Annotated in this window: 22 protein-coding genes; 10 read left to right on the forward strand and 12 right to left on the reverse strand. The window is 69.9% G+C overall.

Going from position 1 to position 16,074, the window contains the following annotated elements; all coding sequences use genetic code 11:
- The first annotated feature begins 10 nt into the window (after positions 1–10).
- Complete coding sequence (locus Prum_RS45525) at positions 11–1,465, forward strand: glycoside hydrolase family 43 protein (protein WP_173085464.1); 1,455 nt, start codon at positions 11–13, stop codon at positions 1,463–1,465.
- On the opposite strand, the gene Prum_RS45530 is transcribed toward Prum_RS45525, so the two are convergent.
- On the reverse strand, positions 1,460–2,335 hold the full coding sequence (locus Prum_RS45530; protein ID WP_173085466.1) for a sigma-70 family RNA polymerase sigma factor: 876 nt from the start codon (positions 2,333–2,335) through the stop codon (positions 1,460–1,462). The genes Prum_RS45525 and Prum_RS45530 overlap by 6 nt on opposite strands.
- Positions 2,336–2,377: 42 nt before the next feature.
- Here Prum_RS45530 and Prum_RS45535 point away from each other — a divergent pair, with 42 nt between their 5' ends.
- The gene (locus Prum_RS45535) at positions 2,378–3,139 is read left to right on the forward strand and encodes an SDR family oxidoreductase (RefSeq protein ID WP_173085468.1); all 762 of its coding nucleotides are present in this window, start codon (positions 2,378–2,380) and stop codon (positions 3,137–3,139) included.
- Between the two features lie 3 nt (positions 3,140–3,142).
- Positions 3,143–3,925, forward strand: coding sequence for a class I SAM-dependent methyltransferase (locus tag Prum_RS45540; protein WP_173085470.1), 783 nt, complete (start codon positions 3,143–3,145; stop codon positions 3,923–3,925).
- Between the two features lie 50 nt (positions 3,926–3,975).
- Here the strand turns inward: Prum_RS45540 and Prum_RS45545 are convergent, their stop codons facing one another.
- From Prum_RS45545 to Prum_RS45555, 3 genes are read right to left on the reverse strand one after another with little or no spacing between them, the layout of a single operon-like run.
- Entirely contained in the window at positions 3,976–4,515 is a 540-nt protein-coding gene (locus Prum_RS45545; RefSeq protein ID WP_173085472.1) for an alpha/beta fold hydrolase, read from the reverse strand.
- Positions 4,516–4,559: 44 nt separating this feature from the next.
- Positions 4,560–4,772 carry a hypothetical protein gene (locus Prum_RS45550; protein ID WP_173085474.1) on the reverse strand — a complete coding sequence of 71 codons (213 nt, stop codon included), beginning with the start codon at positions 4,770–4,772 and terminating at the stop codon, positions 4,560–4,562.
- A gap of 19 nt (positions 4,773–4,791) precedes the next feature.
- Complete coding sequence (locus Prum_RS45555) at positions 4,792–5,097, reverse strand: hypothetical protein (RefSeq protein WP_173085476.1); 306 nt, start codon at positions 5,095–5,097, stop codon at positions 4,792–4,794.
- A 323-nt stretch (positions 5,098–5,420) separates the two neighbouring features.
- Here Prum_RS45555 and Prum_RS45560 point away from each other — a divergent pair, with 323 nt between their 5' ends.
- Entirely contained in the window at positions 5,421–6,635 is a 1,215-nt protein-coding gene (locus Prum_RS45560; protein ID WP_173085478.1) for an MFS transporter, read from the forward strand.
- A 50-nt stretch (positions 6,636–6,685) separates the two neighbouring features.
- Here the strand turns inward: Prum_RS45560 and Prum_RS45565 are convergent, their stop codons facing one another.
- The gene (locus tag Prum_RS45565) at positions 6,686–6,844 is read right to left on the reverse strand and encodes a hypothetical protein (protein ID WP_173085480.1); all 159 of its coding nucleotides are present in this window, start codon (positions 6,842–6,844) and stop codon (positions 6,686–6,688) included.
- 282 nt (positions 6,845–7,126) lie between these two features.
- On the opposite strand from Prum_RS45565, the gene Prum_RS45570 reads away from it, so the two are divergent.
- The 3 genes from Prum_RS45570 (at position 7,127) to Prum_RS45580 (ending at position 8,729) form a co-directional block, all read left to right on the forward strand.
- Positions 7,127–7,342 carry a three-helix bundle dimerization domain-containing protein gene (locus Prum_RS45570; RefSeq protein WP_371871441.1) on the forward strand — a complete coding sequence of 72 codons (216 nt, stop codon included), beginning with the start codon at positions 7,127–7,129 and terminating at the stop codon, positions 7,340–7,342.
- Between the two features lie 135 nt (positions 7,343–7,477).
- Positions 7,478–7,750, forward strand: coding sequence for a GlsB/YeaQ/YmgE family stress response membrane protein (locus Prum_RS45575; protein WP_173085483.1), 273 nt, complete (start codon positions 7,478–7,480; stop codon positions 7,748–7,750).
- Positions 7,751–7,841: 91 nt separating this feature from the next.
- On the forward strand, positions 7,842–8,729 hold the full coding sequence (locus tag Prum_RS45580; protein ID WP_173085485.1) for a mechanosensitive ion channel family protein: 888 nt from the start codon (positions 7,842–7,844) through the stop codon (positions 8,727–8,729).
- An 89-nt stretch (positions 8,730–8,818) separates the two neighbouring features.
- Here Prum_RS45580 and Prum_RS45585 read toward each other — a convergent pair.
- The 5 genes from Prum_RS45585 to Prum_RS45605 form a co-directional block, all read right to left on the reverse strand.
- A protein-coding gene (locus Prum_RS45585) for an IS3 family transposase (RefSeq protein ID WP_173079142.1) occupies positions 8,819–10,026 on the reverse strand; the annotation gives its coding sequence in 2 pieces (ribosomal slippage) (positions 8,819–9,729 and positions 9,729–10,026; 1,209 coding nt in all).
- Positions 10,027–10,359: 333 nt separating this feature from the next.
- Positions 10,360–10,557 (reverse strand): hypothetical protein, encoded by a 198-nt coding sequence (locus Prum_RS45590; RefSeq protein WP_173085488.1) that lies wholly within the window; start codon positions 10,555–10,557, stop codon positions 10,360–10,362.
- A 147-nt stretch (positions 10,558–10,704) separates the two neighbouring features.
- Entirely contained in the window at positions 10,705–11,037 is a 333-nt protein-coding gene (locus tag Prum_RS45595; protein ID WP_173085490.1) for a DUF3887 domain-containing protein, read from the reverse strand.
- Between the two features lie 109 nt (positions 11,038–11,146).
- Positions 11,147–11,872 (reverse strand): hypothetical protein, encoded by a 726-nt coding sequence (locus tag Prum_RS45600; protein WP_173085492.1) that lies wholly within the window; start codon positions 11,870–11,872, stop codon positions 11,147–11,149.
- On the reverse strand, positions 11,869–12,519 hold the full coding sequence (locus Prum_RS45605) for a hypothetical protein (protein WP_308785455.1): 651 nt from the start codon (positions 12,517–12,519) through the stop codon (positions 11,869–11,871). The genes Prum_RS45600 and Prum_RS45605 overlap by 4 nt, the downstream gene beginning before the upstream one ends.
- Before the next feature lie 154 nt (positions 12,520–12,673).
- On the opposite strand from Prum_RS45605, the gene Prum_RS54265 reads away from it, so the two are divergent.
- Together Prum_RS54265 and Prum_RS45615 are read left to right on the forward strand one after the other, a co-directional pair.
- Positions 12,674–12,901 carry a DUF6458 family protein gene (locus Prum_RS54265; protein WP_173085494.1) on the forward strand — a complete coding sequence of 76 codons (228 nt, stop codon included), beginning with the start codon at positions 12,674–12,676 and terminating at the stop codon, positions 12,899–12,901.
- A 93-nt stretch (positions 12,902–12,994) separates the two neighbouring features.
- Complete coding sequence (locus tag Prum_RS45615; RefSeq protein ID WP_173085496.1) at positions 12,995–13,993, forward strand: magnesium transporter CorA family protein; 999 nt, start codon at positions 12,995–12,997, stop codon at positions 13,991–13,993.
- A gap of 37 nt (positions 13,994–14,030) precedes the next feature.
- Here the strand turns inward: Prum_RS45615 and Prum_RS45620 are convergent, their stop codons facing one another.
- Entirely contained in the window at positions 14,031–14,609 is a 579-nt protein-coding gene (locus Prum_RS45620) for a DUF5994 family protein (RefSeq protein ID WP_173085498.1), read from the reverse strand.
- Positions 14,610–14,700: 91 nt separating this feature from the next.
- On the reverse strand, positions 14,701–15,054 hold the full coding sequence (locus tag Prum_RS45625) for a lipopolysaccharide assembly protein LapA domain-containing protein (protein ID WP_173085500.1): 354 nt from the start codon (positions 15,052–15,054) through the stop codon (positions 14,701–14,703).
- 226 nt (positions 15,055–15,280) lie between these two features.
- Between Prum_RS45625 and Prum_RS45630 the strand changes: the two genes are divergently transcribed.
- Positions 15,281–15,604, forward strand: coding sequence for a GlsB/YeaQ/YmgE family stress response membrane protein (locus tag Prum_RS45630; protein ID WP_173085502.1), 324 nt, complete (start codon positions 15,281–15,283; stop codon positions 15,602–15,604).
- Positions 15,605–16,074 lie beyond the last annotated feature (470 nt).

A 16,074-nucleotide genomic window follows, 5' to 3' on the forward strand; every position in this document is an offset into this window, starting at 1 on the left:
GGAGGCCGCCATGTCCCGAGCCCTGACCCGGGTGAGCGCGCTGCTCACCGCCGTGTTCCTGATAGTCGCCTCGTGGGCGGTGACCACCCGGCGCGAGGCCGCCGCGCTCGACCCGTTCACCGGCTACCTGATGGCCCACTTCACCGGTGAGACGGCGGCCGGCGAGCAGATCTACCTCGCCTACAGCACCAACGGGTTGAACTGGACCGACCTGAACTACGGCGGACCGGTGCTCTACTCCACGATCGGCACGAGGGGCGTGCGCGACCCCGCCATCGTCCGCTCCCCCGCCGGCGACCGCTACTGGATCATCGCCACCGACCTGCGCATCGCCAGCGGTACGTCGTGGAGCGACGCCGCGAACGCCGGCAGCAAGTCGCTGGTCGTGTGGGAGTCGACCGACCTGGTGAACTGGTCCGCCCCCTGGCTCATCAACGTCGCCGGCGGCATCTCCGGCGCCGGCAACGCCTGGGCGCCCGAGGCGATCTACAACCCGGCGACCGGCGACTACGTCGTGTACTGGGCGACGAACTCGGCCCGCAACGGCGTCACCAAGCACCGCATCTGGTACGTGCGCACCAGCGACTTCCGCAGCTTCACCGCCCCGCAGCTCTACATCGAGCGCGGCGGCACCCAGGGCATGATCGACACGCAGATCATCGAGGTGGCCAACAGCGTCGGCGGGTACCGCTACTACCGCGCCTCGGCCGACGGGCACATCACCATCGAGGCCAGCAACTCGGTCCTCGGCACCTGGACGACCATCGGGAACCTGTCGCACATGGGCATCTCCAACGGGACCGGCGGCGGCAACGTCGTCGAGGGTCCGATGTGGGCGCAGTTCAACGGCCGCGACGAGTGGAACCTGTGGCTCGACCAGTTCGCCACCGGCCGCGGGTACATGCCCATCACGTCCAGCAACCTCGGCAGCACCGCGAACTTCCGGACCCGCACCGACTACAGCATGGGCACCAACCGCAAGCGGCACGGCTCGATCCTCAACCTGACCGCCGCCGAGCAGAGCCGCGTGCTGGCCAAGTGGAACCTGTCCGCGCCGATCAACCGACTCCAGTCGTACAACTTCCAGGACCGGTACGTGCGGCACGCCAACCTCGACGTCCGCATCGACCCGAGCGTCAGCCCGGCCGCCGACGCCCAGTTCCGGCTCGTGCCGGGCCTGGCCAACAGCTCCGGGTACGTCTCGATCCAGTCGGTCAACTACCCCGGCTACTACCTGCGGCACTACGGGTTCGACTTCGTGCTGGCACCCAACGACGGCACGTCGGCGTTCGCCGGTGACGCCACCTTCCGCCGCGTCGCCGGGCTGGCCGACTCGACCTGGAGCTCGTTCCAGTCGTACAACTATCCCGACCGGTACATCCGGCACTACAACTACCTGCTGCGGCTGGACCCGATCAGCACCGCCACCGCCCGCAGCGACGCCACCTTCCGGGTGACGTCATAGCCGGCTGAGGTCGACGGCGGCGAGGCGGTCCGGATCGGCGAGCACGTCGATCGCCACCACCTTGCCGCCCTTGACGGTGAACGCCATGACGAACAGTGCCCGGCCCCGCGCGGCGACCACGACCCCGGCGGCGCCGTTGATCAGCGCCGGATGCACGAACGGGGACAGCCTGCCGGAGGTGAACGCCTGCTCGGCCACCGACCGCGGGCCGTGCATGGTGAAGGTGAACCGCGACCGCCCGCCGGCGTCGGAGCGCAGCACCACGTCCGGGTCGAGCACGGAGACCAGCGCCTCGAAGTCGCCGTCCCGGGAGGCGGCGAAGAACGCGTCGACCACCGCGCGCTGGCGGGCCAGGTCCGGGTCGGGGGCCGGTGCCTGGCCCTCCACCCGCCGCCGGGCGCGGCTGGCGAGCTGCCGCGTCGCGGTCGCTGACCGCTCGATCAGCGGGGCGATCTCCTCGAACGGCACCGCGAACATGTCGTGCAACACGAACGCGAGGCGCTCGTTCGGCGTCAGCGTCTCCAGGACCACCATCAGCGCGAGCCCGACCGAATCGGCCAGGACCGCCGCGTGCTCCGGGTCGGTCCCGCCGGCCGGGTCCAGGATCGGATCGGGTACGCGCACCTCCAGCGACTCCTCCGGGTGCCGCCGGCGGGCGCGCAGCGCGTTCAGGCACACCCGGCCGACCACCGTGGTCAGCCAGGCGCCGAGGTTGTCCACGCCGCCGGTGTCGGCGCGGGCCGCCCGCAGCCACGCCTCCTGGACGGCGTCGTCGGCCTCGCTGAGCGATCCGAGCATCCGGTACGCCACCGCCCGCAGGTGGGGGCGCTCCCGCTCGAAGCGCTCGGTGAGCTGCGTCACTCCCGTCACACTCCCTGCTCGCTCAGGTTCGAGCCAAGTATGGAGAACACGATGAACTTCCCCGTCCTGGTCACCGGCGGCACCGGCACGCTCGGGCGCCACGTCGTACCGCTGCTGCGCGACGCCGGCCACCCCGTTCGCGTGCTCAGCCGCCGCGGCGGCCCGTCCGGCGCGGGCGTCGAGCACGTCACCGCCGACCTGTCCACCGGCGCGGGCGTCGAGGCCGCGGTGTGCGGCACCGAGATCATCATGCACCTGGCCGGCGGGCAGAAGGGCGACGACGAGGCGACCCGCACCCTGGTCCGCGCCGCTCAGCGGGCCGGGGTCGGGCACCTGGTGTACATCTCGGTCATCGGTGCCGACCGGGTCCCGCTCGGCTGGCTCCACACGAAGCTGGCCGCGGAGCAGGCAGTTGCCGGCTCCGGCCTGCCGTGGACGACGCTGCGCGCCGCCCAGTTCCACGACCTGGTCCTGTCCATGGTGCGGGGGATGGCGAAGCTGCCCGTCGTCCCGGTGCCGGGCGGCCTGCGCCTGCAGCCCGTCGACGCGCGCGACGTGGCGGAACGGCTCGTCGAGCTGGCTCTCGACAAGCCCGCCGGCCAGGTGCCCGACCTCGCCGGGCCCACGGTGTACCCGATGGCCGACCTGATCCGCGGCTACCTGCGCGCGGCCGGCAAGCGCCGCCCGCTGCTCCCGGTCCGCCTGCCCGGCAAGGCCGGCCGCGCCTACCGCGCCGGCGACAACCTCACCCTCCACGGCGCCGACACCGGCACGCGTACGTGGGAGTCCTTCCTGGACGGACTAGGTTTGTGACCCGTGGATCGGCGCACACGACACAACCGTGCGGCCTGGGAGACGGCCTCGCAGAAGCACGTACGCGAGTACCAGGAGCTCCTGGACGAGGCCCGGGACGGCTCGTCCCTCGTTGCCCGGGAGGAGGAGTTGCTGCGCCCGCTCCTCGCGTCCGCGCCGACCGTCGTACACCTGCAGAGCGGCCACGGGCTGGACGACGTCGCGCTCGTCACGGCGGGCGCGCGGCGCGTGGTCGGCATCGACTTCAGCGAGGTGGCCGCCACCGCCGCGCAACGCCGGGCGGACGAGCTCGACGTGGCCTGCCGCTATCTGATCGCCGCGCTGCCCGGCGCGCCCCTGCGGGACGGGTGCGCCGACCTCGTCTACACCGGCAAGGGCGCGCTGATCTGGATGCCTGACCTCGGGGCCTGGGCCCGGGACGCCGCCCGCCTGCTGCGGCCGTCGGGGCACCTGTTCGTCTACGAGTCGCACCCGATGGTGCCGCTCTGGGCCTGGGACCCCGACGAGCCCCGGATCCGCCCCGACCGCAGCTACTTCGCGCGCGGCCACGTGAACGACACGTTCCCCGCCAACGGAGCGACGGAGTGGCAGGCCACCCTGGGAGAGATCATCAATGCGGTGATCTCGGCCGGCCTACAGATCCTGCACGTCGCGGAGTACCCGGAGCCGTTCTGGCGGCCCGGCGGCGTCGACGCGGCCGCCTGGCGAGGACAGCTCCCCAACACCTTCGCCCTGCTAGCCCGCCAGCCACCCACCGCCCCACCCACCGCCGCCCCACCCAGGTGATCATGAAGTTATCGCCCAAGGAGAGCGCTCTCACGACGACCACTTCATGATCACCGTGGGGGCCAGGCGATCTCGTCGAGGAACTCCTCCACGGCGACGACCATCCGGCCGAGCACCGCGATCGAGTCGGTGAGCGGGCCGGGCACGTACATGCCGTGGTCGGCGTCCGGCACCTCGAACACGTGCGGGGTGAGCCGGCGGGCCAGCGCGCCGTCCCAGAGCTTGTCGGCGGTGCCGCCCACCAGCAGCAACGGCGCGGTCGCGCGGGCCAGCGCGGCGGGCACCCACGACACGTTCAGCACCGGCGTGAGCCACACCGCGGGCAGCGAACGCTCGGCGGCCAGCGCGGCGGCGTTGCTGCCGAGCGACTTGGCGATCAGCAGCGGGCGCCCGCCCACCTTGTCCAGCAGCGGCGCGACCTCGTCGCGCACCCAGCGCTCGATCGGCGGGTCGAACGGCGACGGCGACTCCTTCGACCACCAGTGCCGGTGCAGGGTCCCGTCGCGGCGCTCCGCCACGTCGGCGGCGTACATGAGCATCCCCGATGCCGGGCCGAACATGCGGCCGGGAATCACGACAGCGTCAGCCATGGCGCAGACCCTACCGGCCCTCGCATGACCTCACCCTGAGCGCGCTACGCCTCGCCGATGACCACCACGATGCCCGCGAGCAGCATGAAGCCAGCGAAGACGAACAGCACGCCCAACCACCAGTCGGCGCTGCCCTTCTGCGCCAACCCGCCGCCGATCGGGCCCTTACGCACCCAGGTGATGATGCCCGCGACCAGGGCAACGCCCGACGCGACAACGCCGATCAACTGCCCCCACCAGTTCACGCCGTCCATCATGTGGGTACCAGGCAACCGGTCACTGCAGTTTGACCAGCACGGCGAACCCGACAAAGACGGCCAGGACGACCGCGATCCAGAATGGCCACCATTGCTGGAACACGTAAGCGCCGCCACAGGATGTGGCCGACCCGCCCGCGAGGACCAACAGGACGCCTCGTCCTGTTGATTCCGCCGCGTTGCCGACCATCCGGATCACGCCCCAGGCCAGGGCGATCAGTGCGATGCCTCCAACGATCATGGCGGCCACGATCAGCACGACGACCCCAAGGCTCCGGGCACGCCCGGCAGGGTCGTCAGCGATACCCAACGCGACGTCCAGCATGGATCTCTTGGTACTGCACCGCCGGCAACCTCGAATCCGACATCCAGGCGGGACCTCGGTCCGTGCGCACCGCGGCGCGCTCCGCACGGCCGACGCGTTCCCCGAACGGGGCAAGACCGGCGCGTCGATCAAGGAAACCCACGCGGATCAAGGGCATATGATCGCGGATCGGAGATCGAACCACGACCATATGCCCTTGATCGACGCGGGAGCCCTTGATCGACGGGGCGAGAGGGGGGCCACGTCACATGATCAAGAAATAACTGGCAGGAGTCCTTCCAGTAAGGGATGCTCGGCGTCGCGCCGCCGACCGGAAGGACCTCATGGCCACGCTCGCGCCACCCCGCACGCCGACCGGCCTGTGGACCCGAAACTTCGGCCTCTACTTCGTGGCCCGCTCGGTCGCACTGCTCGGCGACGCCATGCTGCCGGTGGCGGTGGCGCTGGCCGTCCGGGGCGCCGGCTTCGGGGACTCCGGCGTCGGTTTCGTGCTCGCCGCGTGGATGGCGCCGTTCGCCGCGCTGGTGCTCTTCGGCGGGGTGTTCGCCGACCGGTTCACCGCGCGGCGGATGATGGTCGCAGCCGACCTGGTCCGGGTCGGCAGCCAGACGGTCGTCGCGGCCGCGCTGTTCTCCGGCCATCCCCCGCTCTGGCTGCTGCTGGCGATGTCCGCCCTGGCCGGCTCGGCCGCCGCGATGTTCCAGCCCGGGGTGGCCAGCATGGTCCCCCGGGTCGCCGCCGACGTCCAACGGGCGAACGCCACCCTGCGGGTGGCCGACGCGGCGGCCCAGCTCATCGGCCCGGCGTTCGCGGCGACGCTCATCGCCGCGTTCCACACCGGCACCGTGTACGTCCTGAACGCCGGCACCTTCGCAGTGAGCGCGGCCTGCCTACTGGCCCTGCGCCTGCCCCCGGCGCCGCCGGTGGGCCGGGGCACCTCGATGGTCCGGAACCTGCGCGAGGGCTGGCACGAGTTCCGGGCCCGGACCTGGATGTGGTCGGTCATCCTGGTCTGGTCGGTGTACGGCGTGCTGCTGTTCGGGCCGATCTACCCGCTGGGCTCCGGGCTGGTCACCGAGCGGCTCGGCGCGCAGGCGTACGGCTTGACCATGTCGGCCCTGGGAGCCGGCACGGTCGTCGGGGGCATCGTCGCGATGCGGTACCGGCCGGCCCGGCCGCTGGCCGCCGGGGCGGTCGCGCTGTTCGGCTTCGCCCTGATCCCGCTCAGCTACGCCGCGCACGCCACGCTTCCCCTGCTGGTCGCCGGGCACGTGATCGGCGGCGGCGCCTGGGCGTTCTGGTCGGTGATGTGGGCGACCAGCGTGCAGACCCAGGTGCCGCCGGACGTGCTGAACAGGGTGAGCGCGTACGAGGTGGCCGGTTCGGTCGGCACCGTACCGATCGGCCAGGTCCTCGCGGGCCCGGCGGCCGGCGTACTCGGTGCGCAGACCGTGCTCGGCGCGGGCGCCGCGGTCGCGGTCGCCGGCTGCCTGGTGCTGCTCGCGGTGCCCGGCATCCGCGGCCTACGCCGGGCGTGAACCACAATGACCCGTCGAAAAAGCCACCGGGCAGCGGGCCGTTGCGCTGACTAGTGGCGCAGTGCCCTACGGCGAAGTCCGCCGATCACGGCAGTGCCGAGGAACAGAATGATCCCGATGATGCCGAGCCACAACAAGCCGTCGATGGCGATCCCGACGATTGCCAGGATGAGCCACAACACCATCAGCACAACGAAGAGTATGAGCATGACAACCTCCCGCGGCCGCAACCCAGCATAAACCCGCCGAGGCGCACACTGCTGGGCTGAACAGCAGCTCCAGCGCGCTCCACAATCAAACATTCATGATCGACTCCCGGGCGGCGGAGGGCTGGCATGCGATGATTGAATCCTTCCAGCTAAGGCCGTGACAGCCATGCCAACACCGCAGGGTCCCCAGCAAGGCTCCGCCCGGCTCGGTCTGCCAACTCCACCCCACGCGGAGACGCCCGCGCGGACGCGGCGGAGACCAGGTCTGCGTACGACGCGGAGATCGCGGGGATCGTCGACCGGATTCAGCAGCGGTACCCGCGCGAGGTGGTCTCCGCCTTTGACCTCGAAGGCCGGGTCCGGGGCGTCTACCGCCAGTTCAGCACCGCCCACCTGCGAACCTTCGTCGCTATCTTCGTTGAACGCCTCGTGCGGCGTTCCATTGAGGAGCCGTCCCCGGCCGTGCCCGACGCAGTCGCGGTGCAGAAGCGGGTATAGATCGCCCCAGCCGGTTGGTCGGCACCCGCAGTGGCGCGTCGTCGGCGGGGGCTGGTTTGGTAGATGTGCCAGAGGGGAAGCCATCGTTGTGGGCCGCCCACTGTGGGCATTGGCCCGCTAGCAATGGAGAAACTCATGGGCGTTATCGCCTGGATCGTGCTCGGCGCCGTCGCCGGTCTCATCGCCGAAAACCTCACCGGAAAGAAGACCGGCCTTCTGCTGGCCACCATCATCGGGATCGCCGGCGCCCTGCTTGGCGGGTTCGTGGCCAAGGAGCTGTTCGGGGTGAAGACGCTGGACACGTTCTTCAACCTGAGCACCTGGGTCACCGCGATCATCGGTGCCGTTGTGCTGTTCTTGCTGTTCGGGGCCGTCAGGGGTCGTGGCCGCCGCTCGCGGCGGGCGTAGCCGTGGGCCGCGCACCCCGCGCCGAGCTGATCGAACGCCGCGGCTACGACGACGCCGGCCGGCCGCCGGCGTGACTGTCGCGAGCCCGGTGATGACGGGTCTGGCAGTGGCTCCGATAACCGATATCACCACGTGGGCTCGCGGCAGCGGCTTGGAGATCGTGCTGTTCGTCAGCGGTGTGATCGTGTTGTCGCGGGCGACCAGGTGGGTGGGCTCCGCGATCACGGGCCGGATCGACGCGAGGTCCGCCCGCGGTGCCGGCTTGGTGCGCACGGAGTCCGCGAAACATGGCCACGTCCTTGTGCAGGTGGGCATGTGGGCGGTGATCGTGCTGCTCTACAGCGTGGCGGCGGTCCTCATCCTGCGGCGCCTCGGCGTGCCGTTCACCAGCCTGGTGGCGCCGGCGGCGGTGGTCGCGGTGGCCCTCGGGTTCGGCGCCCAACGGCTCGTCCAGGACATCCTGGCCGGACTGTTCATCATCGTCGAGCGTCAGTACGGCTTCGGTGACGTGGTACGCATCGCGGCGTTGGGCTCGGAGGTCGGCGTGAGCGGCACCGTCGAGGAGGTCACCTTGCGTGTCACGCGGCTGCGCACCGTCAACGGCGAGGTCGTCATCGTGCCCAACGGGCAGATTGTCCAGGTGACCAACCAGTCCCGCGACTGGGCCCGCGCGGTCGTCGACGTGCCGGTGCCGCGCACCGTCGACGTGAGCCGGGTCCGCGAGATCCTCAGCCGAGTCGGTCTGGACGCCCGCGACGATCCGACGTTGGGTGCGTTGCTGCTGGATCCGCCGTCGGTCCTGGGTGTGGAAAGCCTGGAGGTTGACACCCTCCACGTGCGCATGGTGGCCCGCACGCTACCCGGCAAACAGTTCACCGTCGGACGGGAACTGCGTGCCAGAGTCGCGCTGGCCCTGCAAGCGGAGGGCATCAACGTGCCGACCAGCCTCGACACCGTCGAGTCCGCCGGAGCAAGCTGATGCCCAAACACCTGCGTGGACATATCCGCCTGTCGACGGTGCTGATCGCGCTGGTGTTCGGGGCTTGACCCCTGATCTTGGACACGGGGTTATGCGGCTGATGCCAGGGTAGTTGATGTTGGTCGGAGTGTCTTCTCGTAGGCGATCGGGGATCGTTGTCCGAGCCGGGAGTGGCGGCGGACGGTGTTGTAGCGGTGCAGCCAGCGGAATGCGGTCAGGCGTCCCTCTCGTTCGTCGGTGAAGGCGCGGCGGCCTTGCAGGGTCTCGCGTTTGAAGGTGGCGTTGAAGGATTCGGCGGCGGCGTTGTCCGCGGAGCTGCCGACCGCGCTCATCGACTGGCGAACGCCGGCGGCACGGCAGGCGGCGGCGAACGCTCGGGAGGTGTACTGGGCGCCGTGGTCGGTGTGCAGGATCGCCCCGGCCAGGCTGCCCCGGGTGCGCTGTGCGGCGGCCAGGGCGTCCAGGACGAGGTCGGTGCGCATGTGGTCGGCGATCGCCCAGCCGGCCAGCCGGCGCGAGTGCAGGTCCAGCACGGTGGCCAGGTAAAGAAATCCGCGCTCGCCGACGGGCAGGTACGTGATGTCACCGACATAGCGCAGGTTCGGCGCTGGTGCGGTGAAGTCCCGGCCGATCAGGTCCGGCGCCTTCGCCGCGGCCGGGTCCGGGATCGTGGTGCGCTGCCGGCGACGCAGTCGCAGTCCTTGCAGGCCGATCCCGCGCATCACCCGGGCGATGCGCTTGTGGTTGACCCGCTCGCCGCGGTCGCGTAGCTCGGCGGTGATCCGCGGCACGCCGTAGGTGCCGTCGAAGTCGGCGTGCACGGTCCGGATCCGGGCCGCCAGGGCGGCGTCGTCGGCCTTACGGGCCGCCCGAGCCGCCGCGGTGGCCTTCCAGTGGTAGAAGCTGGACCGGGCCACGCCCAGGACCCGGCACAACCGCTTCACGCCGAAGCGCTGCTGGTGGTCCTCGACGAACTGGAAGCGGTTCACCAGCGCGTCTCCCCGGCGAAATACCGGGCCGCCTTACGCAGGATGTCGCGTTCCTCCTCCAGTTCCCGCACACGGCGACGCAACTGCGCGTTCTCCGCCTCCACCGACCCAGCCGGCGCCGGCGCGGCTTCCGGCCGGATCACCGCCGGGCCGCTGCGCCGCCCATCCGCTAGCCGAATCCAGTTACGGAGCGTCTCCGGGTTCACGCCCAGGTCGTCGGCGACCGACTTGATCGTCGCGTCCGGCCGGGACCGGTACAACGCCACCGCGTCGGCCTTGAACTCGGGCGGGTAGTGCTTCATCACCATCTGTCAGGGACTCCTGTCCACCTGGACCATCAAGATCCAAGTCTCAGGTGTCCAAGATCAGGGGGCAACTCCCTTCGTCGTCACGCTGGCGACCTACCTGCTCGTGCGGCCGGTACCGGCGTCCCTCGTCGTCCCGTCGAGGATCACGACGCCCACTATCCCGACGCGCACAAGCCAATCCTCGACGGAGCCGAGCCCCACCTCGAAACCCAGCCATACCCCACCGGCCACACCATCACCGTCGCGGGCGTCCGCATCGACGCCAACGCCGACCCCAACGTCGGCGCCAACGTCGGGGCGGTATCGGCGTCGGCGGACGGGTGAGCGCGGCGGTTACTGTGATGGTTGCGGCACGGTGCATGTGATCTTCGGGTTGACGCCTACGTAGTTCAGCGGTCCCGCGATGACCGTGACCACGATGTTTCCGGCTTCTGTGCAACTGCTGGAGGATCCGCCGAGGTATCCGCGTTGGCCGGCGGCTACCAGTCCGATGATCAGCCAGATCACGATGATTACTGCTCCGATGCGCACGGGTTGCCTCCTGATGCGGATCCGGACGGTGGTTCCGCGGTGGCCTCGTGCTGCCGCGACCGATGCCATACAGGTACCCAGACCGGCGGTGTTTTAACGGACGTCGATCGGTGCGGCGGTGGAAGCCCCGGCCTCCGGCTGTTCGGGTCAGCCGATATCGGGAACCAGAATGTATAGACCTGCGACCTGGCCTTGAGGGTTGTAGGCGACGCGGCCTTTCATCGGGCCGGTCTCGAAATCCAGCGGCAGGTCGACCATCGTGTGGTCGGCCTCCTGGTGCACGGACGGTTCTCCGGTGCGTCGGTGTGCGCCGACGAGGTCGACGACCTGGGTCCAGGCGTCCGCGATCGCTGCGGCGCTGAGCGTCTGGCTCAGGGTCGGGTCGAAGTCGCGTCGTACCTGCTCCCAGTTCCCGGCGGACCACTGGTCGAACAACGCGATCGCGTGCTCGGCTGCGCCGGGAGCCACTGTCTTGGGCATTGGCGCTCCTGTTGTTGTCGTATCGATTGAACCTGTAGGCGCGCCGGGCGTGCACGCCCGGCGCGCCGTCGAACTGCCGGAGGGCAGGTGTCCAGCGGTTGCCCGCCGCTTACATGGCGAGTAGACGGTCCACGAAGTCGCGGTAGTGGCGGACCGCGACCCGCAGCCGCTCGGTGTCCCCGAAATGCGCGTCGGAGCCGTTGTCGGACTGCCAGTCCTCCAGCCCTGTGCGGTGCTGGTCCACGGCGTCGCGCAGGGCGGTGACCACTTCGTCCGCCAGTGCGCCGGCTTGAGCGGCCGCGGTGTGCGGGTCGTCGATGAAGCGCAGCTGCAGTTGCTGCCACCGGTCCCGGAACCGGTCGGCCGTCGCGCCGTCGAACAACGCGACCGTCCCGGTCGGCACATCGCCGGGCAGTAGGTCGCCCGAGCCCGAGACGTCGTTGATGTCGTCCACCGGCCCGCCGGGGCCGGCCGCTACGGCGACGCCGTCCTGCTCCTGGGCCGCCTGCGAGTCGTCCCCCGGCTCGGCATGGTCAAGATCGGCATGGTCGGCTGCGACAGACCCGTCGACCGCATGCTCAGCGGCGGGCACGTCCGCCTCAGGATCATCGGCAGCGCTCTGCGCGTCCGGCTCGGCGAACGTCCGTTCGGGGACGACCTCGTCGTGTGTGGCACTGTGGTAAACCGCGCCGTCCTCGGCAAAGCGTTCCGTGACGGTCAGGTCCGGCGCCGTACTGTCCTGAGTGGATGATTCCGGTTCGGTTCGGTCCGGATCGGCCAGTTCCATCGTTCGAGTCGGCCGTGTCCACTGCTCACTGGTTCTCTGGTCGGTCATGAAAGGCTCCTCGGGGCGTTCCCAGGTACGGGCATCGGGACGGTGTTGTTGATGGCGTGGTCTGCGGCCGACCCGGTCGCGACCGATCCCACGCCGAGCGGCTCACCGGTCTGTGGAACGGGAGGGTCGCCGAGCAGTTCGGCGAACAGCGCCCGGTATTGCACCAGCGCTCGGCGCAACTGCTCGGTGCTCGCCTCGCCGCGGGCGTTGCGCAGGGAGATCTCGTGCGCGTCGCGGTAGCGGCCGAATGTACCGGCGTGTTCGACGGACAGCAGCGCGAGCCGTTCGTCGTCGCTGTCGGTCGGGTACCCGATGTCGCCGACCAGACGGGTGACCAACTCGTCGCCGTCGCGTACCGCGTCGCTGGGCGAGTCGACAAAGCGGGCCTGCACCTTCGCCCACTCGGCCGCGTACCGTGCCCGGGCGTCCGGCGCCAGTGGCTTCAACTCCAGTTCGGCGTGCTTGCGTTCGCGTTCACGCAGTTCCCGCTCGGCCGCGGCGCGGTTGGGCTGCTCGGCGACCACCCGGTCGTACTCCGGGCCGAACCTTCTCTGCAGGGTGCGTCGCCGGACGGGGCGCCAGCCGGCGACGGCGAGCGCGGCGACCACCACGACGATGATCAGGACGATGATTCCAGCAGTGGACATGATTGGGGTCCTCCTCCGCGGGGAGCTATTCCCTTACCGCGATGAATTCCAAACGGTTCCGCGTGCCAATTCGCGCATCGTCGTCAAATTCGCGAAATCAGATGTGGCACACCGGATGCGATTAGGATGCCTGCCCGGCGGGGACCCCACGGGTATGGGTATTGGTGTAGGCATGTTGCTGATCGTGGTCGGCGCGATCCTGACCTTCGCCGTGGAGACGACGATCGCCGGGCTGGACCTGGACGTGGTCGGCTGGATCCTCATGCTCGCCGGCGTGGCCGGGCTGATCCTGTTCTTCTACATGAGCCGGCGTCGCCGCCCCAATGGCGCGGTCGTGACCGAACGGCGCAGCTACGACGACGTCGGTCAGCCGCCGGCGTGACCCGCGCGGATCGCTCGCTAACGATGCCCGGGCGGGTGCGGGTCGCAGTCCGCGGTATGGGGTGCAGCCGGTGCCGTCAACGGCGACGCACCGGTGAACGGGTCCGGGTCGGACGCCCGGGCCCGTACCCGGCTGTACCGGGACGGCGCCTGCGCACTGGAAGACTTCCCGGTCGCCGACATCTCCGAACACCTGACCGATCCTGGGTCGGTGGTGTGGCTGGACCTGTGCCGGCCGACTGCGGCCGACTTCGACATGGTCAACACCGAGTTCGGGCTGCACGAGCTCGCCGTCGAAGACGCGCTGCGCGAGGCGCAGCGACCCAAACTGGACCACTACGCCACCCACCTGTTCCTGAGCGCCTACGCGGTCACCCTCGACCCCGACAGCGGCCGGTTGGACGTCAGCGAAATCGCGGTGTTCATCACCAAGCAGGCGCTGATCACCGTACGCAAGGACGACCGGTTCGACACCACACCCGTACGCACCCGCTGGGACGCCTCACCCGATCTGACCAAACACGGCGTCGCGTTCCTGCTGTACGGGCTGCTCGACGTTCTCGTCGACGGCCACTTCACCGCCGTGCAGCAACTCGACGCGGGCATCGAACGGCTCGAAGACGCCCTGTTCGACGAGCGCCGCGCCCAGATCCAGATGGTGCAGCGGCGCTCGTTCCAACTGCGCAGGAACCTTGTCGTGCTGCGCCGGCTGGTGCTGCCCATGCGGGAGGTCCTCAACACACTGTTGCGCCGCGACCTACCCACCGTCGGCGAGGCGATGGCACCGTACTACCAGGACGTCTACGACCACGTCCTACGCGCCACCGAGTGGACAGAATCCCTGCGCGACCTGGTCGCCACGACCGTGGAGACGAACCTGACCATCCAGGGCAACCGCATGAACCTGATCATGAAGAAGGTGACCAGCTGGGCCGCGATCATCGCCGTGCCCACCGCCGTCACCGGCTTCTACGGCCAGAACCTGCCCTACCCCGGCTCCGGCAGCCACTGGGGTGTCCTCACCTCAGCCGCCCTCATCGCCGGCCTATCCACCCTGCTCTACGCCACCTTCAAACGAAAGGACTGGCTCTGACCGGCCGATCCTGGGCGCGAAGGCTGCGGCACCGAGGCTAAGCCTCACCGCGTCCTGCGCTCTGGCCGGCTGGTGCACGGTGCCCTGCCGGAGCAAGGACGGGGCCGATCTGGCCGCCTTCGGTCTCCCACTCCTCTTCGGCGGCGTCGACCGGGCGTGGGGTTGGTGTGCTGACGGCGAGAAGGATGTGTTGGGCGTGGACCTTGTTGGTGGTGGCGGCGGCGAGGACCATCGCCGCGTCGGCGGTGCCGGTGGCGGTGCGGGGTGGGACGACAAGCAGGTCGATGCGTTCGTTGGTGCCGCAGATCGCGGTCAATAGGCTGACGGGTTGGCTGGTGAAGTAGCCCAGCCGCAGGACCCGGCCGTTCACGCCGAGGCGGCGCGGGTGGCTGTCCCAGCCCGCCGCGGCCAGGACCAGCCGGGTTACCGGTCCGCGGAGTTTGTCGATGGCCAGGATCAATCCGGGTAGTTCGGCGACCGGGTCGGTCGAGCGGGGCCACCAGGCGCCGTCCAGGAGGGTGCGGCGCGAGCCGGTGGATTCCATCCGCAGCCGCGGGGTGGAGGGCGGCGTCAGCGAAATGACCGGCCTGCGGTCGGCCGTCGTCGTGAGTTTCATGATCGGCTCCTCCGCCCGTCACCGGTCGAGACCGGCGACGGGCTGGTTGGGGGTGCGGTGGCTTAGTGGTGCCGAGGTCCAGGGGCGCGGGTCAGTGGCGCTGGCGGCGGGATTGGCGGCGCAGCTGGGTGATCCGGGCCGCGCCGACCACCATGGTCAGGATCGCGGCGCCCACGCCCGCGATCAGCAACGCCAGAGCCAGCGGCAGGCTGCCGTCCATCCACAGGAAGCTGACCTCCACGCTGCCAGGGTTCTGCAGCATGAACACAATCAGCACCAGGAACAGCAGCGCGGCGACACAGATACCGAACCACGTCGCGCGGATGCGGGTGCGCGGCACCCGACCCGTCCGCGACATGGCTGGCGGGGCGACCGGAACCTGCGGCGGCACCGCGGCGGTCGGGTCGGCCGGTACGTTACGGGTGACGTGTAGGTCGTTGGACATGACATCCCCCTCAAGGGGGTGGGCCGGTGTGGCGGGCACCTCAGGGGTGGGATGTCGTCGAATCCGGGATTACCTTCATCGTACGCCCGTTCGGCCCAGCACGCTTGCCAGCCGACGACCGCCTGATTCGCCGGCGCGCAACCCGTTTAGGGATACGTCGATGAGGGAACCCGCCAGGGTGGGTCGCCCCGCTTCGGGACATCGGCCCACCATCAAGGAGAGCGTCATGGGCGTTATCGCCTGGATCGTGCTCGGTGCCGTCGCCGGTCTCATCGCCGAAAACCTCACCGGAAAGAAGGCCGGCCTGCTGCTGGCCACCGTCATCGGGATCGCCGGTGCCCTGCTGGGTGGGTTCCTGGGCAGGGAACTGTTCGGCGTTCAGACGCTGGACACATTCTTCGACCTGAGCACGTGGATCACCGCGATCATCGGAGCCGTGGTGCTGTTCCTGCTTTTCGGCGCTGTCCGGGGTCGCGGCGGACGCACGCGGCGCACCGGCAGCGGGTGGCGCCGCCGAAGTAGGGCAGGTTCCGGCCGTCGCAACCGGTAACAGCAGGAACGGCCACCGCCCGGCACCGTCCCGACTGTGCCGGGCGTCGCTGCTGGTTGAATCGGCTCGACGCCTACCTCGTCTTGGCACGCAGTCGCGGCGTCCGAAGTAGACACCCTTGGCGGTGGATGTGACACGGCGCGATGGGTACGCCTGGTTGCCGGGTCCCCAAACCCACGATGCATGGCGAAATCCCGCCGACACCGACCGCTCGCAGGTGCAGCTGAACCAAGACTTTCCAGGGGCCGGGGGAAGGGTCCCGGGCGGTTTCCGCCCGGGACCCCACCACGACCGCCCGCATCCGCCCCGATGCCGGTTACCAAGGCCGGTGGAGCCGTTCGGCCAGGACACCCTTAGCCTGCTCGATCAACCGCGGCGAAACCGACCTCAGCGGCGGCGGCGAATCTAGGCCAGCGGCCGGCCACCACGGTCTCCGTCAGGTTTGGGGTGGGGTCGCAGGCGTCGGGCGA

Origin of the sequence: Phytohabitans rumicis, from assembly GCF_011764445.1 — a bacterium.
Taxonomy (GTDB): Bacteria; Actinomycetota; Actinomycetes; order Mycobacteriales; family Micromonosporaceae; genus Phytohabitans; species Phytohabitans rumicis.